24 protein-coding genes are annotated in these 24,517 nt (G+C 73.7%); 12 read left to right on the top strand and 12 right to left on the bottom strand.

The genetic code is table 11. The features are described from left to right. The first annotated feature begins 2 nt into the window (after window positions 1-2). Genes AC3YO9_RS16685 through AC3YO9_RS16670 form a run of 4 tightly spaced genes read left to right on the top strand, consistent with a single transcriptional unit; the run spans window position 3 to window position 4,291 of the window. A complete protein-coding gene (locus AC3YO9_RS16685; protein WP_489983950.1) occupies window positions 3-1,604 on the top strand; it encodes a phytoene desaturase family protein in 1,602 nt (533 codons plus the stop codon). Beyond that, entirely contained in the window at window positions 1,601-2,497 is an 897-nt protein-coding gene (locus AC3YO9_RS16680) for a carotenoid biosynthesis protein (protein ID WP_241249799.1), read from the top strand. The genes AC3YO9_RS16685 and AC3YO9_RS16680 overlap by 4 nt, the downstream gene beginning before the upstream one ends. After that, window positions 2,460-3,149, top strand: a complete 690-nt coding sequence (locus AC3YO9_RS16675) for an LppM family (lipo)protein (RefSeq protein ID WP_489983949.1) — start codon at window positions 2,460-2,462, stop codon at window positions 3,147-3,149. Before AC3YO9_RS16680 ends, AC3YO9_RS16675 begins: the two co-directional genes overlap by 38 nt. Continuing rightward, window positions 3,146-4,291, top strand: coding sequence for a glycosyltransferase family 2 protein (locus AC3YO9_RS16670; protein ID WP_489984094.1), 1,146 nt, complete (start codon window positions 3,146-3,148; stop codon window positions 4,289-4,291). The genes AC3YO9_RS16675 and AC3YO9_RS16670 overlap by 4 nt, the downstream gene beginning before the upstream one ends. On the opposite strand, the gene AC3YO9_RS16665 is transcribed toward AC3YO9_RS16670, so the two are convergent. Beyond that, window positions 4,279-4,947 (bottom strand): CDP-alcohol phosphatidyltransferase family protein, encoded by a 669-nt coding sequence (locus AC3YO9_RS16665; protein ID WP_489983948.1) that lies wholly within the window; start codon window positions 4,945-4,947, stop codon window positions 4,279-4,281. The genes AC3YO9_RS16670 and AC3YO9_RS16665 overlap by 13 nt on opposite strands. Window positions 4,948-5,013: 66 nt before the next feature. After that, a complete protein-coding gene (gene metF / locus AC3YO9_RS16660) occupies window positions 5,014-5,922 on the bottom strand; it encodes a methylenetetrahydrofolate reductase [NAD(P)H] (protein WP_489984093.1) in 909 nt (302 codons plus the stop codon). Between the two features lie 153 nt (window positions 5,923-6,075). Between metF and AC3YO9_RS16655 the strand changes: the two genes are divergently transcribed. From AC3YO9_RS16655 to AC3YO9_RS16640, 4 genes are all read left to right on the top strand, one after another. Beyond that, window positions 6,076-7,149 (top strand): polyprenyl synthetase family protein, encoded by a 1,074-nt coding sequence (locus AC3YO9_RS16655; protein WP_127782482.1) that lies wholly within the window; start codon window positions 6,076-6,078, stop codon window positions 7,147-7,149. Beyond that, the gene (crtI, locus tag AC3YO9_RS16650) at window positions 7,149-8,663 is read left to right on the top strand and encodes a phytoene desaturase family protein (RefSeq protein WP_489983947.1); all 1,515 of its coding nucleotides are present in this window, start codon (window positions 7,149-7,151) and stop codon (window positions 8,661-8,663) included. The genes AC3YO9_RS16655 and crtI overlap by 1 nt, the downstream gene beginning before the upstream one ends. A 191-nt stretch (window positions 8,664-8,854) precedes the next feature. Continuing rightward, a complete protein-coding gene (locus AC3YO9_RS16645) occupies window positions 8,855-10,321 on the top strand; it encodes an alpha-(1->6)-mannopyranosyltransferase A (protein WP_489983946.1) in 1,467 nt (488 codons plus the stop codon). 26 nt (window positions 10,322-10,347) lie between these two features. Continuing rightward, window positions 10,348-11,280, top strand: coding sequence for a phytoene/squalene synthase family protein (locus tag AC3YO9_RS16640; RefSeq protein WP_489984092.1), 933 nt, complete (start codon window positions 10,348-10,350; stop codon window positions 11,278-11,280). On the opposite strand, the gene AC3YO9_RS16635 is transcribed toward AC3YO9_RS16640, so the two are convergent. After that, entirely contained in the window at window positions 11,249-11,617 is a 369-nt protein-coding gene (locus tag AC3YO9_RS16635) for an Rv2175c family DNA-binding protein (protein WP_127782478.1), read from the bottom strand. The two genes, AC3YO9_RS16640 and AC3YO9_RS16635, sit on opposite strands and share 32 nt — an antisense overlap. 187 nt (window positions 11,618-11,804) lie before the next feature. On the opposite strand from AC3YO9_RS16635, the gene pknB reads away from it, so the two are divergent. Then, window positions 11,805-13,976 (top strand): Stk1 family PASTA domain-containing Ser/Thr kinase, encoded by a 2,172-nt coding sequence (pknB, locus tag AC3YO9_RS16630; RefSeq protein ID WP_489983945.1) that lies wholly within the window; start codon window positions 11,805-11,807, stop codon window positions 13,974-13,976. A 37-nt stretch (window positions 13,977-14,013) separates the two neighbouring features. On the opposite strand, the gene AC3YO9_RS16625 is transcribed toward pknB, so the two are convergent. The 4 genes from AC3YO9_RS16625 to AC3YO9_RS16610 all read right to left on the bottom strand — a co-directional run bounded on the left by AC3YO9_RS16625 (window position 14,014) and on the right by AC3YO9_RS16610 (window position 18,126). Then, on the bottom strand, window positions 14,014-15,300 hold the full coding sequence (locus tag AC3YO9_RS16625) for a CynX/NimT family MFS transporter (protein ID WP_127782476.1): 1,287 nt from the start codon (window positions 15,298-15,300) through the stop codon (window positions 14,014-14,016). Between the two features lie 167 nt (window positions 15,301-15,467). Then, window positions 15,468-16,862: a class II 3-deoxy-7-phosphoheptulonate synthase gene (locus tag AC3YO9_RS16620; RefSeq protein ID WP_127782475.1), complete on the bottom strand. Its 1,395-nt coding sequence runs from the start codon at window positions 16,860-16,862 to the stop codon at window positions 15,468-15,470. A 10-nt stretch (window positions 16,863-16,872) separates the two neighbouring features. Beyond that, entirely contained in the window at window positions 16,873-17,379 is a 507-nt protein-coding gene (locus AC3YO9_RS16615) for a polyadenylate-specific 3'-exoribonuclease AS (RefSeq protein ID WP_127782474.1), read from the bottom strand. 9 nt (window positions 17,380-17,388) lie between these two features. Continuing rightward, window positions 17,389-18,126 carry a lysophospholipid acyltransferase family protein gene (locus AC3YO9_RS16610; RefSeq protein ID WP_489983944.1) on the bottom strand — a complete coding sequence of 246 codons (738 nt, stop codon included), beginning with the start codon at window positions 18,124-18,126 and terminating at the stop codon, window positions 17,389-17,391. A gap of 116 nt (window positions 18,127-18,242) precedes the next feature. Here AC3YO9_RS16610 and AC3YO9_RS16605 point away from each other — a divergent pair, with 116 nt between their 5' ends. Together AC3YO9_RS16605 and AC3YO9_RS16600 are read left to right on the top strand one after the other, a co-directional pair. After that, on the top strand, window positions 18,243-18,374 hold the full coding sequence (locus AC3YO9_RS16605; RefSeq protein ID WP_277601718.1) for a hypothetical protein: 132 nt from the start codon (window positions 18,243-18,245) through the stop codon (window positions 18,372-18,374). Continuing rightward, complete coding sequence (locus AC3YO9_RS16600; protein WP_489983943.1) at window positions 18,371-18,958, top strand: hypothetical protein; 588 nt, start codon at window positions 18,371-18,373, stop codon at window positions 18,956-18,958. Before AC3YO9_RS16605 ends, AC3YO9_RS16600 begins: the two co-directional genes overlap by 4 nt. A gap of 13 nt (window positions 18,959-18,971) precedes the next feature. Here AC3YO9_RS16600 and AC3YO9_RS16595 read toward each other — a convergent pair whose 3' ends face one another. From AC3YO9_RS16595 to AC3YO9_RS16575, 5 genes are all read right to left on the bottom strand, one after another. Then, a complete protein-coding gene (locus AC3YO9_RS16595; protein WP_489984091.1) occupies window positions 18,972-19,973 on the bottom strand; it encodes an ROK family glucokinase in 1,002 nt (333 codons plus the stop codon). Beyond that, complete coding sequence (locus AC3YO9_RS16590; RefSeq protein ID WP_489983942.1) at window positions 19,970-20,341, bottom strand: hypothetical protein; 372 nt, start codon at window positions 20,339-20,341, stop codon at window positions 19,970-19,972. The genes AC3YO9_RS16595 and AC3YO9_RS16590 overlap by 4 nt, the downstream gene beginning before the upstream one ends. 8 nt (window positions 20,342-20,349) lie before the next feature. Next, window positions 20,350-21,585, bottom strand: coding sequence for an ArsA family ATPase (locus AC3YO9_RS16585; protein WP_489983941.1), 1,236 nt, complete (start codon window positions 21,583-21,585; stop codon window positions 20,350-20,352). A 77-nt stretch (window positions 21,586-21,662) separates the two neighbouring features. Further along, a complete protein-coding gene (locus tag AC3YO9_RS16580; protein ID WP_127782469.1) occupies window positions 21,663-22,097 on the bottom strand; it encodes an SRPBCC family protein in 435 nt (144 codons plus the stop codon). 10 nt (window positions 22,098-22,107) lie between these two features. Continuing rightward, entirely contained in the window at window positions 22,108-22,530 is a 423-nt protein-coding gene (locus AC3YO9_RS16575) for a polyketide cyclase / dehydrase and lipid transport (RefSeq protein WP_127782468.1), read from the bottom strand. A gap of 141 nt (window positions 22,531-22,671) precedes the next feature. Here AC3YO9_RS16575 and AC3YO9_RS16570 point away from each other — a divergent pair, with 141 nt between their 5' ends. Beyond that, window positions 22,672-24,501 (top strand): AMP-dependent synthetase/ligase, encoded by a 1,830-nt coding sequence (locus AC3YO9_RS16570; RefSeq protein WP_127782467.1) that lies wholly within the window; start codon window positions 22,672-22,674, stop codon window positions 24,499-24,501. The last annotated feature ends 16 nt before the right edge of the window (window positions 24,502-24,517 follow it).

Here is a 24,517-nt window from a genome sequence, read left to right as displayed (position 1 = left end):
GCGTGCATGACGTCATCGTGGTGGGCTCCGGCCACAACGCCCTGGTCAGTGCCTGCTACCTCGCCCGCAGTGGCCTGGACGTCACGGTGCTGGAGGCCGACACCGTGCTCGGCGGCGCCGTCTCCACCGTCGAGCGCTTCCCCGGCCACCAGGTCGACCGCGGCTCCTCGGCCCACCTCATGGTCCGCCACCTGGGCATCATCGAGGAGCTCGACCTCGCCGCGCACGGCCTGAGCTACGCCGACTGCGACCCGTGGGCCTTCGCCCCCGCCCCGGCCGGCAGCGACGCCCCCGCCCTGGTCTTCCACCGCGACCTGGATGCCACCTGTGCCTCCATCGAGGCCGCGTGCGGGGCGTCCGAGGCCGACGCCTACCGGCGCTTCGTCGCCGAGTGGGGCCCGCGCAGCGTGCGGGTGCTCGCCGCCTTCGCCGGGCCGCCCACGCCCGGGCACCTGCTGCGCTCGTTCTGGGGCATGGACTCCCAGGGCAACCCCGCGCGGCTGTCCCGGGAGTTCCTCACCTCCGGCGACGCGCTGCTGGAGGAGTGGTTCGACGACGAGCGGCTGCGCGCCGCGCTGGCCTGGTTCGGTGCGCAGTCCGGCCCGCCCACGTCCGAGGTGGGCACCGCGCCGATGGTGGGCTTCGCCGCCGCCATGCACTCCATCCCGCCGGGCCGGGCCATCGGCGGCAGCGGCGCGCTCACGAAGGCCCTGGCCTCCCGGCTGCGCTCCGACGGCGGCGAGATCTGCCTGGGCGACGCGGTCATCTCGCTGCGCCGGGGCATCGACGGCTGGCAGGTGCGCACCGCCAGCGGGCGCCGGCTGCAGGCTCGCACCGTGGTGACCGGCTGCCACGTGCTCACCACGCTGGACCTGCTGGCCGCCGGCGGCGAGCGCACCGCCGAGCAGGCCCGCTGGCGCCGTGGGGTGCGGGTGGGCCCGGGCATCGGCATGGTGGTGCGCCTGGCCACCTCCGGGCTGCCGCAGTACAGCAGCGCCTCCCCGCACGACTCCCCGCACGCGGGCCTGCAGCTGCTGGTCAGCGACCGCCGCCAGCTGCACGCCGCGCACGGCGCGGCGCTGGCCGGTGAGCTGCCGCCCAAGCCGGTGGTGCTGGCCATGAGCTTCTCCACCCTCGACCGCAGCACCGTGCCCGAGGGTGAGCAGCAGCTGTCGCTGTGGGCGCAGTGGCACCCCTACCGGCTCAGCGGCGGGCGCAGCTGGGACGACGTCGGCCAGGCCGAGGCGGACCGCATCATCGCCGAGGTGGACGCGCTGGCCCCTGGCTTCGCGGCCACCGAGCTGCACCGGCACGTGCAGACGCCGCTGGACCTGGAGCGCGAGCTGCGGCTGATCGGCGGCAACGTCATGCACGTGGAGATGTCGATGGACCAGATGATGCTGTGGCGTCCTGCACCGGAGCTGGCTGGCTACCGGGTGCCCGGCCTGGACGGGCTCTACCTGACCGGGGCCTCCACCCACCCCGGCGGCGGCGTGGCCGGGGCCAGCGGGCGCAACACCGCCGCCCTGGTGCTCAAGGACGCCAGGGGCGGGCTGCTGCGCCGCACCGTCACCGCCGCCCAGCAGCGCCTGGGCCAGCGGTGAGCGCTCGCTCGGCTCGGCTCGGTCGTCGCGCCGCGTGGGTGCTGGGTGGGGTGGCCGTGCTCGCCCAGATCACCTACCCGCTGACCCAGGGCTCCGCCCGCGACGACGTGAGCGTGGCGGTGGTGCTGCTGCTCGCGGCGGCCTGCACCGTGCACGCCGCGTCCACCCGTGGACTGCAATGGACCGCCGGCCTGCTGGCCGTCACCGCGGTGGGCGGGTTCCTGGTGGAGATGCTGGGCACCGCCACCGGCTTCCCCTTCGGCGCCTACGACTACGCCACCGGCCGCCTGGGCCCCACCGTCTCCACCGTCCCGGTGATCATCGGGCTGGCCTGGACCGCCGGCGCCTACCCGGCCTGGTGCGCGGCCAGCACGGTGGCCGGGGGCGCTCGGGGCCGGCGGCTGCTGCTGGCCACCGTGGGCCTGGCGGCGTGGGACCTCTACCTCGACCCGCAGATGGTCGCGGACGGGCGGTGGACGTGGATGCCGGGCTCGGCCACGCTGCCCTTCCTCGACGACATCCCGGTGAGCAACTACCTGGGCTGGGTGCTCACCGCCGCGGTGATGGTCGCGGCGCTGGAGGCGCTGCCGCAGACCCGACCGGACCGCCTACAGCCCGACGAGCTGCCGCTGGCGCTGTACCTGTGGACCTGGCTGGGCTCGGCGCTGGCGCACGCGGTGTTCCTGGACCTGCCCGCCTCGGCGGTCTACGGCTTCGTGGCGATGGGCCTGCTCGGTGTCCCGCTGCTGCGCGCCCTGCTCCGGGGTGGCGCGACTCACGGCGGCGGCCAAGATCACCGGCGCGCCGAAGTCGCACGCCCGGCTCGCCGCGGCGGCCGACTGGCACGATGGGCCCGTGCACCTCTCGAAGACCCGGCAGCCCCGCATCCGTAGGTCGGCAGCCGTGGCGCTGCTGCTGCTGGTGATGCTTCCCCTGCTCAGCGGGTGCCTGCGGGCCAGGATGACGATGGGTGTCTCCGGCGACGACAAGGTGACCGGCGAGATCATCATCGCCACCCAGGGCGGGGCCCAGGCGCCCAAGGTGGAGGCACCCTCGGCGATCGCCGACCGGGTCAGCGTCCGCAGCTACGACCAGGACGGCTACCAGGGCAGCCAGGTGTACTTCAGCAACCTCTCCTTCTCGGAGCTGCAGCAGCTGACCACCATGACCAGCTACAGCGGCAACCAGTACCGGCTGAACGTGCGCCGCTCGGGCGAGGTGGTGAACCTGGACGGCTCGGTGAACCTCACCTCCCTGCGCAAGGAGGGTGCCGACGTGCAGCTGCGGGTGAACTTCCCCGGCGAGGTGACCAGCACCAACGGCGAGCGCGACGGCAACACCGGCGTGAGCTGGAACCTGCCCGCCGGCGAGCTCACCAACATCCAGGCTGCCGCCACGTACCAGGATCCGGGCACCCGCGGCTACTTCACCTGGTTCGTGGTGATGATCCTGCTGGTGCTCGGCGCCTCGGCGCTGGTGGTGTGGATGGCCCTCAAGGACCGCAACTACACCGCTCGGCTGCAGCGCGAGCGCGAGCTGCGCTGAGCGTGCGCAGCGCTCCCCTGCTGCTCCGCTGCGGGACGGCGCTGGCCTGGTCCGGGCTGCTCACCGCGGCGCTGAACAGCCGGGTGCTGCCGCGCCCGCGCCGACCAGTCGCCCCGGTGCAGCACCCGGTGACGGTGTGCGTGCCGGCCCGCAACGAGGCCGCCCGGCTGCCTCAGCTGCTGGCCGACCTGCGGGCCCAGCAGCACGTGCCGTGGCTGCGGGTGCTGGTGCTCGACGACGACTCCACCGACGACACCTCCGCCGCGGCGACCACCGCCGCCGGTGGCGACGAGCGGGTGTCGGTGCACCGCCGCACCGACGGTCCGCCCCCGGGCTGGCTCGGCAAGTCCGCCGCCTGCCACCGGTTGGCCGAGCTGGCCCTGGCCGAGCCGGCCCACCGCCCCGAAGTGCTGGTGTTCGTCGACGCCGACGTGCGGCTGGCCCCGGACGCGGTGGCCGCCGGGGTGGCCCTGCTGCACGACACCGGCACCGCGCTGGTGTGCCCGTGGCCGGTGCAGGTGGCCGAGACCGCAGCCGAGCGGCTGGTGCAGCCGCTGCAGCAGTGGAGCTGGCTGAGCACGCTGCCGCTGCCGGTGGCCCTGCGCTCGCACCGCCCGTCCATGGCTGCGGTGTGCGGGCAGCTGCTGGTGGTGGACACCGCCGCCTACGCCGCGGTCGGTGGGCACTCCGCGGTCGCCGGCGCGGTGCTGGAGGACCTGGAGCTGGCCCGGGCGCTGCGTCGGCACGGCTACCGCACCACGCCGGCCGACGGCTCGGAGCTGGCCAGCTGCCGCATGTACACCAGCGCGGCCGAGCTGCGCGCGGGCTACGGCAAGTCGCTGTGGACGGCCCTCGGCACACCGGTGACGGCGGTGGCGCTGTTCGCGGTGCTCGGCGCGGCCTACGTGCTCCCACCCGCGGCGGCGGTGCTCGGCCGCGGCGCCACCCGCCGCTGGGGGGTGGCCGGGTACCTGGCTGCGGTCGGCTCGCGGGTGATCGCCGCCCGCGTCGGTGGCAGCCGAGCCTGGCCGGACGCGCTGACCCAGCCGCTGGGCGTGCTGGCGCTGGCGGGGATGACGGCCGCCTCGCACCGCGACCACCGCCGCGGGCGGCTGAGCTGGAAGAACCGCTACCTGGCGTGAGCCCGCCGGGCGTGAACCAGGTGCGCCGCACCCAGCACCGCCAGCACCACGCCCACCCAACCGGTGGCCGGGCCGGTGAACCCGGTGGCGTCCCACTCCACGGCCACCAGCCCCACCACCGCCAGCACCGCACGGGAGGGGCGCTCCCACACCGTGATCGCGCCGTAGCGACCGCCGCGGGCCCGGCTGGCCTCCATGCCCAGCGCCAGCGCCCCGAACACCACCGCCTGCCACGCCGGCACCCCCGCGGTGAGCACCAGCGCCACCCACCAGGCCAGCTCGGAGAAGCGGTCGGCGACGGAGTCCAGCGCCCGCCCGTAGCGGCTGACCCGGCCGGACAGCACGGCCACCGCGCCGTCGAGACCGTCCATCGCCACCGACACCAGCACCGCCACGGCTGCCACCACGGGCAGCCCGGCCTCGGCGAGCACCGGCACCGCCAGCGACACCAGCAGCCCCACCGCGGTCAGCACGTCCGGCGTGACGCGCAGCCGCACCAGCGGCACGGCGAGGACGTACATCACCCGCAGCCAGCCGGACAGCAGCGGCACGTCGTCCGGGGTGATTCCCTGGTGCTGGGCCGACCACCCGTCGAGGTAGGCCTGCACGCCGCCGACCGGGGTCCGGCGGGGGCGAGGTCCACGCTCGGTCGCCACGCCCCGACGGTAACCGAGCGCGCCGGTCACGGCGGGCCGGCGTCGGGCGGGCCGGCGTCGGGCGGGCTAGCCCTGCTTGGGCTGCACCATGCCGAGGGTGGTGAGCACCTCGAGCGTCGCCCGGGAGAAGTTCAGCGTGTAGAAGTGCAGGCAGGGCACACCCTCGTCGATCAGCCGCTGCGAGAGCTCCGCGGCGATGGCCACGCCCTCACGGCGCACCGCGTCCTTGTCCTCCACCTCGCCGGTGCCGGCGGCGCGCTCCAGCCGCTGCACCACCTCCGGCGGCACCTCCTTGCCGGACAGCTCGGCCATCCGCTTCACCGAGCGCAGCGAGGTGATGGGCATGATGCCCGGCACGATCGGCTTCTCGCCCTGCTCGGGGTCGAGCTTGACCACCCGGTCGCGCAGGCCCAGGTAGTCCTCCGCCCGGAAGAACATCTGGGTGATGGAGTACTCCGCGCCGGCACGCAGCTTGTTCACGAAGTGCCGAGCATCGTGGTCGAGGTCGGGCGAGCGGTGGTGGCCCTCTGGGAAGGCGGCCACGCCCACGGTGAAGTCACCGAGGCTGCGGACCAGGCGCACCAGGTCGGAGGCGTACTCCAGGCCGTCGGGGTGCTGCTGCCACTCCCCCAGCGGGTCGCCGGGCGGGTCGCCGCGCAGCGCCAGCACGTTGCGGATGCCGGCGTCGGCGTAGGCCCCGATGACGCTGCGCAGCTGCTCAGCGGAGTGCGACACCGCGGTCAGGTGGGCCACCGGCAGCAGCGTGGTTTCCGTGGCCAGCTGGCCGGTGATCCGCACGGTGCGGTCGCGGGTGGAGCCGCCCGCGCCGTAGGTCATGGACACGAACGCCGGCTGCAGCTGCTCCAGGATCCGCACCGTCCGCCACAGCTGCGCCTCGCCCACCTCGTCGCGCGGCGGGGAGAACTCGAAGGAGAAAGTGGGACGTCCGTCACGTCCGGAGCGGATGCGCTCCACCACCGACGGGGTGCCGGAGGAGTCCTCGGGGACCCCGGACAGCTGGTCCTCCGAGGTGGGGACGGGTGTCGGGCTCTGCGCGGTAACCACCGAACCAGCATAGAGAGCCCCCGGTCACGTGCGATCATTAGCACGTCGTGACACTCTCAGCCCATGTCCGTTTCGACCCTCGCCACCGCGGTGGAGCACGAGCTCACCACCTTCTTCGCGAGCCGCCGCGCCCAGACCACGCGGGTCGATCCGCTCTTCACCGAGGCCGCCCGCGCCCTCGAGGAGTTCGTCCTGCGGGGCGGCAAGCGGGTGCGTCCCAGCTTCGCCTGGTGGGGCTGGCGCGGCGCCGGCGGTGATCCCGACGGCCCGGAGGCCACCCGGGTGCTGCGGGCCTGCTCCGCGCTGGAGCTGATCCAGGCCTGCGCGCTGGTGCACGACGACCTGATGGACGACTCCGACACTCGCCGCGGCTTCCCCACCGTGCACACCGAGTTCACCCAGCGCCACCGCGACATGGGCTGGCACGGCGACGCCGAGCGCTTCGGCCTGGCCGCGGCGGTGCTGCTGGGCGACCTGGCGCTGGCCTGGGCCGACGACATGCTCCGCGCGGCCGACCTGCCCGCCCCCGCGCTGGCCCGGGCGCTGCCGTTCTGGGAGTCCATGCGCACCGAGATGCTGGGCGGGCAGTACCTGGACGTCTCCGCCGACGCCCGCCGCGACGAGACCCCCGAGGCCGCGCTGCGCATCGACCGCTTCAAGACCGCGGCGTACACCATCGAGCGACCGCTGCACCTCGGCGGCGCCCTGGCCGGTGGCTCCCCGGAGATGATGGCGGCCTACAGCTGCTTCGGCGCCGACATCGGGGTGGCCTTCCAGCTGCGCGACGACCTGCTCGGGGTGTTCGGCGACCCGGAGGTGACCGGCAAGCCCGCCGGTGACGACCTGCGAGAGGGCAAGCGCACCCTGCTGGTGGCGCTGGCCCTGCAGCGCGCCGACGCCACCGAGCCCGCCACCGCCGCGCTGCTGCGCCGCTCCCTGGGCCGCACGCTCGACGCCGACACCATCGCCGAGCTGCGCCGCGCGCTGGTTCGCCTGGGTGCGGTGGACGAGGTGGAGCAGCGCATCACCGAGCTCACCGCCAGCGGCCTGGCCGCCATGGACACCGACCTGGTGGAGCCGCTGGCCCGCAAGGAGCTGCAGGCCATGGCCGAGTCCGCCACCAGCCGGAGCTACTGATGCGCACCGTCGCCGGCCCCACCGACCACGTGGTCGTCGTGGGGGCGGGGCTCGCCGGGCTGTCCGCGGCCCTGCACCTGCTCGGCGCCGGCCGCGCGGTCACCCTCCTCGAGCGCGACGACCTGCCGGGTGGGCGGATGGGGCGCCTCGACGTCGACGGCTACCGCATCGACACCGGGCCCACCGTGCTCACCATGCCCGAGCTGATCGACGACGCCCTCTCCGCGGTCGGCGCGTCCCTGCACGACACCGTGCGGCTGCACCGGCTCGACCCCGCCTACCGGGCCCGCTACGCCGACGGCACCACCCTGGACGTGCACACCGATCCCGACGCCATGGAGGCCGAGGTGCGCGCCAAGATGGGCGCGGCCGACGCGGCGGGCTACCGGCGGCTGCGCACCTGGCTCACCGCCATGTACGACGCCGAGATCGACCGCTTCATCGGCGGCAACTTCGACTCCCCGCTGGACATGGTGTCCTCCCGCGCCGCGCTGGCCGACCTGTCCCGCTTCGCCCGGCTGGGTGGGCTCGCCAGCCTCGCCGGCAAGGTCGGCGCACACGTCACCGACGAGCGGCTGCGCCGGATCTTCACCTTCCAGGCCCTCTACGCCGGCGTGGCGCCGCAGCGGGCGCGGGCGGCCTACGGCGTCATCTCCTACATGGACACCGTGGCCGGGGTGTACTTCCCCGAGGGCGGCATGCACGCCGTCGCCCAGGCCATGGCCGACGCCGCGGTCGCCGGTGGCGCCAAGCTGCAGCTGGGAACCGAGGTGGCCGAGCTGGAGCACGACGGCGACCGGGTCAGCGCGGTGCGCACCGCCGCCGGCGAGCGCATCGCCTGCGACGCCGTGGTCCTCACTCCCGACCTGCCGCTGGTGGACGAGCTGCTGGGCCGCCCGCACCGCCGCCGGCTGCCCACCCGCTGGGCGCCCTCGGCCGTGGTCCTGCACGGCGGGGTGTCCCGGGAGGTCACCGCCGGCTGGCCGGAGGCCGCGCACCACACCATCGACTTCGGCGCCGCCTGGAAGCAGACGTTCAGCGAGATCATCGCCGGCGGCCGACCCGGCCGCGGCCGGCTGATGAGCGACCCGTCCCTGCTGGTCACCCGCCCCAGCCTCACCGACCCCACGCTCGCCCCCGACGGCCAGGAGCTCTGCTACATCCTGGCCCCGTGCCCCAACCTGCGTACCGCCCCGCTGGACTGGGACACCCTGGGCCCGGCCTACCGCGACGAGCTGCTCGGCGTGCTCGAGGCCCGCGGCTACACCGGCATCGCCGAGCACCTCACGGTGCACGAGCTGGTCACCCCGGCCGGGTGGGCTGCGCAGGGCATGGCGGCCGGCACCCCCTTCTCGGCCGCGCACACCGTCGCCCAGACCGGGCCGTTCCGCCGCGGCAACCTGGTGCCCGGGCTGGACAACGCGGTGCTGGCCGGCTGCGGCACCACCCCCGGCGTCGGCGTGCCCACCACCGTCATCTCCGGTCGGCTTGCGGCCCAGCGCGTCACCGGGTGAGTGGTACAACGGGAAGTACGGTCACGAGACGGCAACATCACTCGATTCGCGCGTCGTTGCCCACGGGCCATGGGGGATGATGCTCGGTGATGACAGCGCCCACCAGTCTTCGCGAACGATCTCGAAGCGGCAACGGACAGGATCTCCTGAACCGTGGCCGCGTTTTTCTGCGTGGGCCGGCGGCCCCGGACGTGTACCTCGGACTCGTCGCCAGCCTGCTGATCCTGGCGGGCGGGCTCGGGGCCGGCAGCGTCCGCGTGCGCGACCCGCTGCTGGAGTCGGTCAAGCTGTCCTGGCTGCGCTTCGGCCACGGCCACGACCTGTCCACCGCCGCCATCTACGTCGGCGTGCTGGCCATGTTCTTCGCCTGGATGCGCATCGGGCGCCGGGTGCTGCGCGACGAGCTCAGCCCCACCGCGCTGCGTGGCGTGCTGGTGCTGTGGATGGCCCCGCTGCTGGCCTCGCCACCGCTGTTCAGCCGCGACGCCTACTCCTACCTCGCCCAGGGCGCGCTGCTGCGCGACGGGTTCAAGCCCTACGAGGTGGGGCCGGTGGCCAACCCCGGGGTGCTGCTGGACAACGTCAGCAGCGTCTGGACCACCACCACCGCCCCCTACGGCCCGCTGTTCCTGCTGCTGTCGGACCTCATCACCCGCATCTGCGGTGACAGCGTGGTCGCCGGCACCATCCTGCTGCGGCTGGTGATGCTGCCGGGCATCGGGCTGCTGGTGTGGGCGCTGCCCCGCCTGGCTGCGCACCTGGGTGGCAACCACGCCGTGGCGCTGTGGATCGCGCTGCTCAACCCGCTGGTGCTGGTGAACCTGGTGGGTGGCGTGCACAACGAGATGCTCATGGTGGGCCTGCTCGCCGCCGGCACCGTGCTGGTGCTGAACCGCAGGCACGTGGCGGGGTTCGCCGCGGTCGCCGTGGGCATGGCGATCAAGGCCACCGCCGGGTTGGCGCTGCCGTTCCTGGTGTGGGTGTGGATGGTGCACCGGCGCGAGGACGCCCTGGCGCGCGGCGAGCAGCCGGCGCACCCGCTGCGGGTCTTCGCGGTGACCGCCGGCGCCGGTGTGGCCATCGTGGTGGCGGTCTTCCTCGGTCCGTCGGTGCACCCCAACCTGGGCCTGGGCTGGATCACCGCGCTCAGCGGCTCCGGGTTGATCATCAACTGGCTGTCGCTGCCCACCGCGATGGCGCACATCATCACGCTGGTGTTCGGCTGGCTGCTGAACTTCCAGCTGGTGGCGGTGCTGCCCTACACCCGGATGCTGTGCGCGCTGGCGCTGGTGGGGATCGTGGTGTGGCTGTGGTGGCGCAGCCGGCACTCCGCCGTGGCGGCCACCCGGTCCCTGGTGCTGGCCCTGGTGGCCGTGGTCATCCTGTCGCCCGCCGCGCTCACCTGGTACTACGCCTGGCCGCTGGCGCTGGGCGCGGCGCTGCCGTGGCGGCCGCGGCCGATGGCGCTGGTGGTGGGCCTGTCGGTGGCGCTCATGCTGCTGTTCCGCCCCTCGGGCGTCACCGGCATGTACAACTGGCTGGACGTGGCCGCCGCCCTGGGCCTGGGCGTTCTCACCGGCGTCTCGCTGCTGCGCCCGGACCCGCTCCGCCTGCGCGCACACTCCCCCGTCCACGCCCCGCTGCCCACCCAGCCGTGAGCGTCGCCGTGGTGGAGCGGGCACCGATGTCGCCGGACCTGGCCGAGTGCTACCGCCAGTGCCGCGAGCTCAACGCCCAGCACGGCCGCACCTACTACCTGGCCACCCGCCTGCTGCCGGCCTCCCGTCGCCCCGCGGTGCACGCCCTGTACGGCTTCGCCCGGCTGGTGGACGAGATCGTCGACGCCACCGACGACCCCCGGCCCTGGCCCGAGCGCGCCGCCGAGCTGGACGCGGTGGCCGCCGAGCTGCGGGCCGGGCTGACCGGCAGCGGTCCGGCGCCGGTCACCCCCGTGGTGCGCGCGGTCTGCGACACCGCGCAGCGCTACACCATCGAGCCGCAGCTGTTCGAGGACTTCCTGAGCTCCATGCGGATGGACGCGGTGGGGTCGGACACCCAGGTGGACGAGTACGCCGACCTGGCCCAGCTGACCACCTACATGTACGGCTCGGCCTCGGTCATCGGGCTGCAGATGCTGCCGGTGCTGGGCACCGTGGTGCGCCGCGAGGTGGCCGCCCCCTTCGCCAGCGACCTGGGCATCGCCTTCCAGCTGACGAACTTCCTGCGCGACGTGGGCGAGGACCTCGACCGCGGCCGGGTGTACCTGCCGGCGGACACCCTGGCCGCCTTCGGCGTGGACCGCCAGCTGCTGGCCGAGCTGCGGGCCAGCGGGCGCAGCGACCCGCGGGTGCGCCGTGCGCTGGCCCACCTGGTGGCGCTCACGCGCAGCACCTACCGGGCCGCCGAGCCCGGGGTGGACATGCTGCAGCCGGACGCCCGCCGCTGCGTGCGGGCGGCGTTCACGCTGTACTCCGACATCCTCGGCGAGATCGAGCGCGCCGACTACGACGTGCTCAGCCACCGGGTGGTGGTGCCGCGGCGCCGTCGGCTGCGGGTGGCGGCTCCGCTGCTGGCCCGCAGCCTGGTCAGAGCGCCATCGCTTGGGCGCGGCGCGTGACCTCCTTGCCCCGGTTGCCGTGCAGGGCGTCGATGGGGGTGCCGGGCAGGGTCTCGTCCTCGGTGAACAGCCACTCCAGGATCTCCTGGTCGCGGTACCCACCGTCGCGGAGCACGCTGATCAGGCCGGGCAGGCCCTTGAGCACCCGGCCCTCCTCCTCCAGGAAGATCTCCGGCACGCTCACCACGCCGTTGCGCCACACCGCGAACATCGCGCCGTCGCGGAGCAGCTGCTCCACGCTGGTGCGAGGTCGGTTGAGCTTCTTGGCCACGTCGGACAGCTGCAGGACCGGGACGTCAGGATCGAGGACGTCGTCCAGGTAGGGAATCGCGCTCACGACCACCACGGTAGCGGGCGGTGTCCGGCGGCTCGTCGGCCCGTCCGTCGCCGGTGCTGGGACGGGGCGCGTGGAACCGCTCGCAGGCAGGTCCGTCGCTACGATTGGCTCGCTCCCACCGGTCTACCCGGGACCCTCCCAGCACCACCCCGTGCCCCCTGACAGACCAGATTGAGGTGTTGACGAAGTGCGCAGCAGCGGCTCCGAACTGCTTGGCGTGCTGCTCGACGGGCGCTACCGCATCGACTCCCCGATCGCCCACGGTGGGATGTCCACGGTGTACCGCGGCGTCGACCTGCGGCTGGACCGCCCGGTGGCCATCAAGGTGATGGCCCCGCACTTCGCCGACGACCCCGCCTTCCTGGCCCGCTTCGAGCTGGAGGCCCGCTCGGTGGCCCGGCTCAGCCACGCGGGGCTGGTGGCGGTGTACGACCAGGGCCGCGACGACGGCCACGTGTTCCTGGTGATGGAGCTGGTGGAGGGCGGCACGCTGCGTGGCCTGCTGCAGCAGAACGGCGCGCTGTCGGTCCCGGTGGCCTTCGCGGTGATGGAGCCAGTGCTGGCTGCGCTGGCCACCGCCCACCGGGCCGGCCTGGTGCACCGCGACGTCAAGCCGGAGAACATCCTCATCGCCGAGGACGGGGCGGTGAAGGTGGCCGACTTCGGGCTGGTGCGCGCTGCGGCTGCCGCCGGGGTCACCGCCAACAACGGCGTCATCCTGGGCACCGCCGCCTACCTCTCGCCCGAGCAGGTCTCCCCCGGCACCGCCGACGCCCGCAGCGACGTCTACTCCACCGGGATCCTGCTCTACGAGATGCTCACCGGCACCCCGCCCTACACCGGCGACAGCGCGCTGTCGGTGGCCTACCAGCACGTCAACAACGACACGTCCGCCCCGAGCCTGCGGGTGCGTGGGCTGGCGCCGGAGCTGGACGACCTGGTGCTGCGGGCCACCCGGCGCGACCCTGCCGCCCGCTTCGTCGACGCCGGCCAGATGCTCGCCGAGGTGCTGGAGCTGCGTCGCTGGCTGCACGTCCCCTCGGTGCGGGTGCCGCTGCCCCAGCCGGTCAGCCCGCACGCGGTGGGCGTGCGTCCCCCGGTGCCTGCTGTCCCTGCCAACGGGACTGAGGGGGCACCCGACGAGCCCACCGTGCCCGCCCGGCGGACCACGGTGATGTCCGGCGCGATGCCAGGGGCCACGTCCACCCGCGGCTATCCGCGCACCGGCTCGGCGGCCATGGAGGTGCCGGTCAACGACAGCGAGTACTCCTTGCTGCGCCAGCGCGGCCGCCGGGTGGCGCTGGTGTGGGTGCTGGTGGTGCTGCTGCTGGCGGTGGCGGTCGGCGTCGGTGGGTGGTGGCTGGGCTCGGGCCGGTTCACCACGGTCCCCAACCTCACCGGCCTGTCCCACGGCGAGGCCCAGCAGGTGCTCGAGGACGTGGACCTCAAGGCCGAGGCACGCGACGGCTACGACAACACCGCCCCCATCAGCCAGGTGCTCGCCGCGCGACCGGCCCCGGGCGCCAAGGTCGCCAAGGGCTCCACCGTGGTGCTCACCGTGTCCCTGGGCCGGCCCGTGGTGCCCACCATCGTCAGCGGCACCATCTCGGCCGCGGTCAGCGAGCAGCTGCGCCAGCACGGGTTGCTGCCCGTGCTGGCTCCCGGCGCACACAGCGAGACCGTGGCCGAGGGCGGCCTGCTGCGGCTGAGCCCCGAGCCCGGCACGGTGCTCACCGTGGACGCGCCGGTGCAGGTGACCCTCAGCCTCGGCCCGCCGCCGGTGCGGGTGCCCGACGTCGCCGGTCGCAGCGCCGAGGAGGCCACCGCCGTGCTCGGCGACAGCGGACTCACGGTGGGCGGCACCATCCCGGTGTACAGCTCCGCGGTGCCGGCCGGGTCGGTGGTGGGCTCCGAGCCCGCCGCCGGTGCCGAGTCGCGACGCGGGTCGGCGGTCACCCTGCAGGTGTCCAACGCCCTCTCCGTCCCCGACGTCACCGGCACCTCCCCGGCCGAGGCCACCGCCCGGCTGAGCGCCGCCGGCTTCGCCCCCGTCATCGGCGCCACCGTGTTCGACCCCGCGGCCGACGCAGGCTCGGTCGCCTCCACCGTCCCGCCCGCGGGCACGCTGGTCGACCCGACGACGCCCCAGGTGCAGGTGCAGATCTCCGACGCCGTCACGGTGCCCGGCGTGCGCGGGCGCACGGTGGACAGCGCCCGGGCCGCGCTGGCGGAGCTGGGGCTGCGGGTGAAGGTGCAGCAGCTGGTGCCCTTCGACGGGTCACTGGTGGTGGGGCAGTCCGCCGAGGGCGGCAGCCGGGTGGCCCCGGGCGCCGAGGTCACCATCACCGCCCTGCCCTGAGCGGGAAACCCCGCCCTGAGCTGGCGCCCTGCCCGAGCTAGGCGGCCTTGCGGTCCCAGCTGTCCTCGAGCATGCGCGGCTTGCAGGCGACGTAGCCGCCCACCAGCAGCACCGCCACGGCGCAGCCGAGCATGCTGAACGGCAGCCCCCACCCGCCGGTGGCCTCGTGCAGCAGGCCGAACAGCAGCGGGCCCAGGCAGGCCACCGTGTAGCCCACGCCCTGGCTGAACCCGGAGAGCGCGGCCGAGCCGGCCGGGGTGCGGGTGCGCAGGTTGATGAGCGTGAGCGCCAGCGGGAAGGTGCTGGGGCCCAGACCCACCAGGCTCACCCAGAGCAGCGGCAGCTCCATCGGCGCCAGGTACAGGCCCACGTAGCCCACGGCGAAGAAGGCGGCGCAGAGCACCACGATGAAGTACGGGTTGGCCACCCGGGTGGCCAGCACCGGCATGGTCAGCGCACCCACCAGGCCCAGCGCGGAGAACAGTCCCACCATGTTGCCGCCCAGCTCGGCGCTGCCGCCGGCCTCGGTGAGGATCTTGGGGATCCAGGTGAACATGGCGTAGGTGTTGAGCGAGGTCATGCCGAACATCGCGGCCATCCCCAGGCCCACCGGTGAGCGCCAGGCCCGGCCCTCGGCCCGCACCACCGGCAGCCCGTCGTCCCCCGTGCCGTCACGCCCCCGCCTGCCGCGCTCCAGCAGCAGCACCGCCGTCCACGGCACCGCGGCGGCCAGCGCCACCAGGGTCCAGGAGCCGGTGGACACCCGCCAGTCGCTGGCGTTGGCCAGCGGCACTGCCACCAGCGCGGGCAGCACGGTGCCCAGCTGCAGCACGGTGATGTAGACGGTGCTCAGCCCGCCCACCCGGTCGGGGAAGTAGCGCTTGACCAGCGGCGGGATCACCACGTTGCCGATCCCCATGCCGCCCAGGGCCACCGCGGACAGCGCCAGCAGCACCAGGGTGTCGCCGGCCAACGAGCGGGTGAAGGTGCCGATCGCGGCCATCGCCATGGCCACCAGGGCCACCTGCTCCAGGCCGATGCGGTGCACCAGTGCCGGGGTCAGCAGGCCGAACACCGCGAAGGCCAGCGTGGGCAGCATGCCCAGCACCCCCGCCACCGACGGCCCGAAGCCGAGGTCGTCGCCGATCGGGTCCAGCAGCGGGGTGATCGAGGTGACCGCGGTGCGCAGGGTGAACGCCGCCAGCACGATGCCCAGCAGCACCAGGACGCGCCCCGCCCACAACGGCTTGGGGTGAGCGGCCGCCGGCCCACCTCCGGGTGTGCCCGGGCCCTGGGTGGCGCTCCCCTGCCCGACCGCTGTCATCACTGTTCTCCGCTTCTGCTGCTCGTGCTGCTCGTGCTGCTCGTCTGTGCTCGTCTGTGCTCGTCTGTGCTCGGCCACCTCTGGCGACGCGCCGGTCAGCTCCCCCACGCACGAGGGCACCGGCGCGCGTGCGCCGGTGCCCTCGTGGGTGCTGGTGACCAGGTGGGTCAGTCGCGCAGCATCTCCGCCACCAGGAAGGCCAGCTCCAGCGCCTGCTGGGTGTTCAGCCGCGGGTCGCAGGCGGTCTCGTACCGACCGGCCAGGTCAGCGTCGGAGATGTCCTGGGCGCCACCCATGCACTCGGTGACGTTCTCGCCGGTGATCTCCAGGTGGATGCCGCCGGGGTGGGTGCCCACCCTGCGGTGCACCTCGAAGAAGCCCTGCACCTCGTCCACGATCCGGTCGAAGTGCCGCGTCTTGTAGCCCGACGCCGACTCGTGGGTGTTGCCGTGCATCGGGTCGCACTGCCAGATCACCTGGTGGCCGGTGGCCTGCACCTTCTCGATGATCGGCGGCAGGAGCTCACGAACCTTGGTGTTGCCCATCCGGGAGATCAGCGTGAGCCGGCCCGGGGTGTTGTGCGGGTCGAGCCGCTCCACGTACTCCACGGCCATCTCCGGCGTGGTGGAGGGACCGATCTTCAGCCCGATCGGGTTGGCCACCAGCTCGGCGAAGGCGATGTGCGCCCCGTCCAGCTGCCGGGTGCGGTCGCCGATCCAGAGGAAGTGCGCCGACAGGTCGAACAGCCGCGCGTTGGCGTCCGGCTCCACGTCGCGCTCCAGGCGGAGCATGGCGCGCTCGTAGTCCAGCACCAGCGCCTCGTGGCTGGCGAAGATCTCGGCGGAGTGCAGCGACGGGTCGCTCACGCCGCAGGCGTCCATGAAGCGCAGGCCGCGGTCGATCTCCTCGGCCATCGCCTCGTAGCGGGCGCCGGCGGGGGAGTTCAGCACGAACTCGCGGTTCCAGTCGTGCACCTTGTGCAGGTCAGCCATCCCGGCCGCGGTCAGCGCCCGCACCATGTTCATGGCGGCGCTGGAGTTGGCGTAGGCGCGCACCAGCCGCGACGGGTCGTGGCCGCGGACAGCCTCGTCGGCCACCAGCGAGTTGATCATGTCGCCGCGGTAGGACTTCAGCCCCAGCGCGTCGATGTCGGACGAGCGCGGCTTGGCGTACTGGCCGGCGATGCGGGCCACCTTCACCACCGGCATGGAGGCGCCGTAGGTGAGCACCACCGCCATCTGCAGCAGGGTGCGGATGTTGCCGCGGATGTGCGGCTCGGTGTTGTCCGCAAAGGTCTCCGCGCAGTCACCTCCCTGCAGCAGGAACGCCTCGCCCCGGGCTACCTGCGCGAGGCGCTCGTGCAGGTTGTCCACCTCGCGGGAGACGGTGATGGGCGGCACGCTCTCGAGCACCTTGCGCATGGCCGCGGCCTGGTCGGCCGGCCAGCTGGGTTGCTGGGCAGCCGGGCGGGCCAAGGCGTCATCGAGCTTGGCACGCATGGCCTCCGACAACGGGGGAAGCTCGGGCAGCGTGTCGATCGGCACGTCGACGGTCCAGTTCACGCGGTCAATCCTAGGTGTTCGCCTGCGGCGCCTGCCGAGCGGTCAGGTACGCCTCGATCGCCCGGAAGCGCTGCAGGTTGTGCCGGGCGTCCGCGAGCGCGTCGTGGGCGTCGTCCGGGGCCTTGGGCAGCTCGGGGCTGCCGGAGTCCTCCCAGAGCTGGCGCAGCTCGCGGGTGAACCGCGGCAGCGCCCTCGGAAGGGCGGGCATGGCCCCCCACAGCTGGCACAGGGCCACGTGGTCGTAGGCGGCGATCCAGGCCCACAGCTCCGGGGAGTCCTCCGCGGTGAGGAAGGCCAGCAGCTCCTCGCGGATCTGGGCCCGGCTGCGCCACAGCGGCGAGGAGGGGTTGGGCAGCTTGGGCAGGACGTTGGCCCGCACCCACTTGCCGGCCTTGTCCGGGTTGAACTCGGTGGACACCGCGTAGTACTCGCGGCCGTCCTCCGCCGCCACCCCGATCGACACCAGGTCGATGGTGGTGCCGTCCTCGATGAACTCACAGTCGTAGAAGTAGCGCACCGCGACAGCCTAGGGCCGCTCGCTGGACCCGGGATCCACCTCGGGCACCAGCCCGGTGCCCGGGGCGTCCCCGGGGCGGGCTGACCGGACCGTGCTGGCGTAGACGTCCACGTACTCCTGGCCGGACAGCCGCTGCAGGGCCTGCATCACCTCGTCGGTGGCGGCCCGCAGCACGGCCGGGTCGGCGTGCCCGCCCGCGTGCGGCGAGAGGTCGATCGGCCGGCCCAGCGTCACCACCACCCGGGCCGGCCGCCACATCCGCGAGCCGATCGGGTTGACCCGATCGGTACCGGTCATGGCTACCGGGATCACCGGCACCCCGGCCTCCAGCGCCACCTGGGCCAGCCCGGCCTTGCCCCGGTAGAGGCGCCCGTCGGGTGAGCGGGTGCCCTCCGGGTAGATCCCCAGCACCGCGCCCCGGCGCAGCAGCTGCAGCGCGGTGGCCAGCGCCGGCTGCGCCGCGCGCAGGCTGGAGCGATCCACCGGCACGTGGCCGACGCCCAGGAAGAACCACCGTCTCAGCCGACCCACCAATCCCGGGGTGGTGAAGTACTCGCTCTTGGCCAGGAAGCTCACCCGCCGGGGTACCACCAGGGGCAGGAAGAAGGAGTCGGCGACCGCGAGGTGGTTGCTGGCCAGGATCACCGGGCCCTCCGCCGGCAGGTTCTCCAGACCCCGCACCTGGGGCTTGCAGGTCACCCGCAGCAAGGGCCCCAGCAGGACGTGCTTGGTGAGCCAGTACAGCATCGGCGACCCTCTTTCAGCTCCCGCCCGCGTGCTCCAACCCTAGCCAGGCACCACCCGTCCGAGGGGCGAGCCGCTGCGGCCAGCCCCTCGACCGCCGGTCGTGCCACCATGGTGAGGTGCCCCTCCCCCCCGGCGCCGAGCCGCTCGTCCCTGCTGGTCGCCCCAGCTCCGCGGTGGTGCCGTCGCGCCAAGGGTCCACCGTCACCATCGTCGACGTCGACCGCGCGCAGGAGGCGAGCCAGCGATGAGCACACCGGACTCCGCAGGAGGAGAGCGCGAGGAGCGCGACAAGGACGCCGCCGAGATCGACGCCGCGTTCGCCGAGCTGGTCGCGGGCTGGGACGCCGAGCCCAGCTGGGAGCAGGCCGAGCGGGAGGCGGGCGCCGCCACCGCCCGCTCGTCGACCGCCCCGAGCACCGACGAGCGCACCACCGACCCGGACGAGGACGACCCGCAGGGGCACGGCCCGGCGGGGGCCGAGCCGAGTCCGGCCGAGCCCGAGCAGCCCGGCGTCGCCACCACCGAGCCCCCGGTGAGCCGGCCGGCGCCGGTGGTCCGGCCCGACGAGCTGGACCTGGAGGAGGACGAGGGGCACTACGAGCCGCCGGAGCCGCCGCCCATCCCGCGCCCGCACGGGGCCGGGCTGGGAGCGTTGGTCCTGCTGGCCATCGGGGTGGTGCTGCTGTTCATCCCCGGCGTCATCGGCCTCACCGACTCGGTGGGCTTCCCGCTGGGGCTGCTGGCCATGGCGTCGTCGCTGTTCTGGATGTTCCTGCTGCTGCGCGACGGCCCGCCGGTGGACTCCGGCTGGGACGACGGGTCGCGGATCTAGCGCACTCCCTGGGTCAGCGCGCTCCGGGCACCGATGGGGTGACCACGGCACGCGCCAGCTCCGCGGCGCCCACCAGGCCCGCGGCGTGGCCGGTCTGGGCGGTGCGGATGCGGGCCGGCGGGCGGTGTCCGGCGCCGGTGACCCGCCGGGCGTAGTGCTCGCGAGCCGCGTCCAGGAACAGCGGCGCCGACACGCTGACGCCGCCACCGACCACCACCAGGTCAGGGTCGTAGACGTCGCCCACCACGGCCAGGCCCTCCCCCAGCCAGCGGGCCAGGTCGTCCACCGCGGCCACTGCCACCGGGTCCCCGTCGCGGGCGGCCATCATCACCCGACGCCCCGTCAGCGAGTCCGGCTCGGCGGCGGCCTCCCTGGCCAGCACCGACGACCGCTGGGGATCGGCCGCCAGCAGCTCCAGCGCGGTGGTGGCCAGGGCCGTGCCGCTGCAGTAGCGCTCCCAGCAGCCCCGCTTGCCGCACGGGCAGGGACGCCCGTCGGGCACCACCCGCAGGTGGCCCAGCTCCGGCGCCACCCCGTGCGCGCCCCGAAACAGCCGGCCGTCCAGCAGCAGGGCGGCCCCGATCCCGGTGCCCAGGGAGATCAGCAGCACCACCCGGCCGCCCCGGGCGGCGCCAAAGCGGTGCTCGGCCCAGGCAGCGGAGTTGGCGTCGTGCTCGAGCACCACCGGCAGCCCGAGGCGCTCGCTCATCCGGGCGGCGACGGGAGCGTCGCGCCAGGGCAGGTGCGGAGCGAACAGCACGGTGGCGTTGTCGGGGCTGATGAACCCGGCGACGGCCAGGCCCACGGCGTGCACCTCGTGGCGGGTGCGCAGCTCGGTGACGGAGCGGGCCAGCGCGGCCTCCAGCGCCGCGGACGAGGCGGGGGTGGGGGCGTCGACGCTGTCCAGCACCTGTCCGTGCACGTCCACCACACCGGCCCGGATGTTGGTGCCGCCCACGTCGATCCCCACGGTGAGCAGGCCCAGCTCCCCCACTCCAGCGCCACCCACGGTCAGCGCCACCGGCCGCTGTCGACCACCGGGATCTGCTGCACCCGCGGACGGGTGTCGGCCGTCGCCCCCGGGCCGGGCGCCTCGCTCGCCGGGGCGGGTTCGCCGGCGTGCTCGTGCTCCTCCACCAGCAACCGCACGGTGCTGAGCCAGGCCAGGCCCTGCTCGGACAACCGGCGCAGCAGGTCGGGGCGCTCCCCCCGCAGCGCAGCGGCTGCCGCGCACAGCGGGCACCACCCGCAGTCGGGGGCATCCGACTCTGCGGCCTCGGTGGTCTGCGCGCGCAGCCAGGGGCCGAGGCGGTCCAGCAGCGCCTCCAGCAGGGCGCGCAGCTCGGCGAGGGTCTCCTCGGCGTCCAGGTGGGGCGGGCTCACTCGAGGGGTCACTGCATCCACGTCTCTGGGTCGGGGCGGAACCGGACCAGCAGCCCGGTGGGAGTCAGGTCGGCGGCCACGGCCACGCAGCGGCGCAGCACCGGGGGCAGCGGCATCCGGCGGCGCTGCCCGGCCACGGTCACCAGCAGGTCGTCGTCGATGCGCCCGAGCTGCACCGAGGAGGCCTGCACCAGTGGGAGCGGCAGCTCCCAGCGGTACACCGAGTCCAGCCCGGAGCCGGACTCCCGGAGCACCTGCGGCGCCGCCACGGTGGCACTCGCGGAGTCGAGCACGTCGGTGTCGCGGTAGACCTCGGCCGCCAGCTCGGCCAGCTGCGGCAGGCCCACCGGCTCGCGGGCCTGGCAGGGCACCGCCTGCACGCCGGCGTCGGGCAGCTCGACCTCCAGCGCCGCCAGCACCGCCGCCTGCTCGGCGCAGCGGGTGCGCAGCCACTGCAGGGCGGGATCGGCGGCGACGTCGGCACCGGCAGCGCCCGTCGGTGCGGGCAGCACCTGGTTGGCCAGCACGCGGTCCACCCGCAGGCCGTGCAGCGCCAGCGACGTCACGGTGCGCCGGGTCTCGGCCAGCACCACGCGCTCGGGCGTGAGCACCAGCCGGACGGTGGTGCGCTCGGGGTCGGCCAGCAGGGCGCGCACCGTGCGGGTGGACTCCTCCAGGCGCTCCACCGCGTCCACCAGCCGGGCCATGCGCGCGCCACCGCGACCGCCGAACGCGCCGTAGGTGAGCCGGCGGTGGCGGGGCCACACCCGCTCCAGGTAGCCGCTCACCGCCTCGGGCAGGGCCAGCATCCGCAGCGTCTCGGCGGTGGGTCCGCAGTCGAGCACCACCACGTCCCACCTCCCGCTGTCGGCCTGGCGGCGCACCTCGGCCAGCGCGAGCAGCTCCTCCACGCCGGGCAGCACGCTCAGCTCCTCCGGCTCCAGGCCCGCCATGCCGGTGTCGGCGGGCAGCGCCGCGCCCACCAGGGCACCCAGCTCGGCGCGCAGCGTCACCCACTGCTGGTCGAGCAGCGCGTGCGCGTCCAGCTGCATGCCGGCCAGGGCGCCGTCCACCTCGGTGGGCTGGGAGCCCAGGGGCACGTCCAGCGCATCGGCCAGGGAGTGCGCGGGATCGCTGGAGACGACGAGGACCTTCAGCCCGGACTCGGCCAGGCGAACCGCGCTCGCCGCGGCCAGGGTCGTCTTGCCCACGCCGCCCTTGCCGGTGAACAGCAGTATCCGCACGTGACTCCCCCCAACCGGCGACGTGGCACCCGGCGCAGGTCCCAGCAGAAGCCCCGACCCTACCGGCCGGTGCCGGTTCAGCCCTCTACGCGCTTCTTGAGCTCCTTGAGAGCGGTGTCGGTGATGACCTTCTCCGCCTTGCGCTTGAACATGCCGATCATCGGGATGGCGAGGTCCACCGCCAGCGAGTAGGTCACCTCGGTGCTCTCGCCGCGCGGGCGCAGGGTGTAGGACCCCTCCTGCGCCTTCTGCATCTGACCCTTGACCAGCTTCCAGCTCACCGCGCAGCCGTCCGGCGCCCAGGTGTAGGTCAGCTCGTAGGTGTCCTTGACCATGCCGGCGTCCAGCTCGAAGCGGACGTGCGAGCCGCGGCCGTCGTCGCCACGCTCGAGCACCTCCACGACCTTCACCGCCTGGGCCCACTCGGGGTAGGCCTCGAAGTCGGCGATCACGGCCATGACCTGCGCCGGTGGCGCGTCGATGACGATGGACTGAGTTGTCTTGTCGGCCACGGCGCTGAGGCTACCGCTTCACCACGAGCGTGGGACCGCTCGGCTGGGCCGGGCCGGCGCTGCCCGCGGGCGCCTCACCTGCTGCTCGCCCCGCCTCCAGCTCGGCCTTGAGCTCGAAGGCCAGTGCCTTGGCCCGCCGCCGGCGCGCCTGCGCGGCCGCGAAGATCTCCTCCGGCGCGGCGTCGGGCACCTCCGCCCGCAGGAAGTAGTGCAGCACGGTGCCGTCCAGCACCGGCTCCAGCCACACCTCCATGCTGCCCTCGACGGCACCGCTGACCCGCCAGCGCAGCCCGGCCGGGCCGCGGTCGTCGTGCAGGTGCAGCGACAGCTCGGGCCACCAGCGTCGCCAGCGCTGCCGCGGAGCCAGCGCCGCAGCCACCTGAGCAGGGGCTACGGCCAGGAACGTCTCGTCCACCACGTCGAGGGCACTCACGCACACAGCGTCACACACCGACGCAAGAACCAGCCAGTCGCCAGACGCACACGATAGGTTGACCACACGATAGGTTGACCAGAGGTAACAGGCACTTGCCTGACTGAGCAGCCCAGCTCCACACCTGACCGGAGGCACTTCGTGCGTGAGTACAGCGTCCCTTCCAACTACTCCGTCGACGACAGCGCCAGCGTGGCCGCGATGGTGTTCTCCCACGCTGAGAGCTATCCAGACACGGTGATGTTCCAGCGCCGGGTCGGTGGCGAGTGGACCGACGTCACGGCAGCGGAGTTCGCGGTGCAGGTGACCGCGGTGGCCAAGGGACTGATGGCCTCGGGCGTGCAGAAGGGCGACCGGGTGGGACTGCTCTCGGCCACCCGCTACGAGTGGGAGCTCATCGACTTCGCCATCTGGACCGCCGGCGCGGTGACGGTGCCGATCTACGAGACCTCCTCCGCCGACCAGGTGCAGTGGATCCTCAGCGACTCCGCCGCCGTGGGCATCGTCTGCGAGAACGCCAAGCACCGCGCGATGCTCAACACCATCGAGGCCGAGTGCCCCGACCTCGCGCACACCTGGCAGATCGAGGGCACCGAGGCCCACGTCCTGGAGGGCTCCGGCTCGGCCGCCGTGGAGGCCCTCACCCAGGCCGGCGCCGGCATCACCGACGACGAGCTGCACGCGCGCCGCCGGGAGGTGGTCGCCGACGACATGGCCACCCTCATCTACACCTCCGGCACCACCGGCCGCCCCAAGGGCTGCATCCTCACCCACCGCAACCTGCTCGCGGAGTCCGACTCGGCCACCTCGGTGTTCGCCAAGCTGATGCACCCCGGCCAGCGCACCCTGCTGTTCCTGCCGCTGGCTCACGTCTTCGCCCGGGTCATCGCCGTGGCCAGCTTCGAGAAGCGCGTGGTGCTCGGCCACACCGCCGACGTGAAGAACCTGGTCAACGACCTCGGCGTGTTCAAGCCCGACTTCGTCCTCTCGGTGCCGCGCGTGTTCGAGAAGGTCTACAACACCGCCCGCCAGAAGGCGCACTCCGGCGGCAGCCTCAAGGGCAAGATCTTCGAGGCCGCCGACGCCACCGCGGTGGCCTACAGCGAGGCCCAGTACACCGGGGGCCCGAGCCTGGCCCTCACGGTCCGCCACGCCGTGTTCGACAAGCTGGTCTACGCCAAGCTCAAGGCCGCCCTCGGCGGGCGCTGCAACGCCGCCATCGTCGGTGGTGCACCGCTGGGTGCCCGGCTGGGCCACTTCTTCAGCGGTGTGGGCGTGCCGGTCTACGAGGGCTACGGGCTCACCGAGACCACCGCGGCCCTCACCGCCAACGGCCCCGGCGCCCAGAAGATGGGCACCGTCGGGCGCCCCATCCCCGGCTGCGCGGTGCGGGTGGCCGAGGACGAGGAGATCCTGGCCACCGGGGACGTGGTGTTCTCCGGCTACTGGCACAACGAGCAGGCCACCAAGGACACCTTCGTCGACGGCTGGTTCCGCACCGGCGACCTCGGCTCGCTGGACTCCGACGGCTACCTGACGATCACCGGCCGCAAGAAGGAGCTGATCGTCACCGCCGGCGGCAAGAACGTGGCGCCCGCCGTGCTGGAGGACAAGCTCCGCCAGCACCCGCTGATCAGCCAGTGCATGGTGGTGGGCGACCAGAAGCCGTTCATCGGTGCGCTCATCACCATCGACCCCGAGGCGTTCCCGGACTGGCTCAAGGCCCACGGCAAGCCCGCGGACACCGACGTCGCCAGCCTGGTGGAGGACGTGCAGCTGCTGGCCGACATCGAGGGCGCGGTGACCAACGCCAACAAGGCGGTCTCCCACGCCGAGGCCATCAAGAAGTTCCGCATCCTGCCGGTGGACTTCACCGAGGACACCGGTGAGCTGACCCCCACGCTCAAGCTCAAGCGCAACGTGGTGGCCAAGTCCTTCGCCACCGACATCGAGAGCATCTACACCACGTAGCTCGCCGCGGTCTGGC

The sequence above is a fragment of the Rhodococcus sp. Z6_132 genome, assembly GCF_058133635.1.
This window is presented reverse-complemented; position numbering and strand designations above follow the sequence as displayed.

What these genes read in the sequence shown, in the direction of transcription:
- AC3YO9_RS16655 (WP_127782482.1), top strand. Translation starts at nt 6,076, where the DNA reads ATGTCCGTTTCGACCCTCGCCACCGCGGTGGAGCACGAGCTCACCACC.
- crtI (WP_489983947.1), top strand. Translation starts at nt 7,149, where the DNA reads ATGCGCACCGTCGCCGGCCCCACCGACCACGTGGTCGTCGTGGGGGCG.
- AC3YO9_RS16640 (WP_489984092.1), top strand. Translation starts at nt 10,348, where the DNA reads ATGTCGCCGGACCTGGCCGAGTGCTACCGCCAGTGCCGCGAGCTCAAC.
- AC3YO9_RS16625 (WP_127782476.1), bottom strand. Translation starts at nt 15,300, where the DNA reads ATGACAGCGGTCGGGCAGGGGAGCGCCACCCAGGGCCCGGGCACACCC.
- AC3YO9_RS16610 (WP_489983944.1), bottom strand. Translation starts at nt 18,126, where the DNA reads ATGCTGTACTGGCTCACCAAGCACGTCCTGCTGGGGCCCTTGCTGCGG.
- AC3YO9_RS16600 (WP_489983943.1), top strand. Translation starts at nt 18,371, where the DNA reads ATGAGCACACCGGACTCCGCAGGAGGAGAGCGCGAGGAGCGCGACAAG.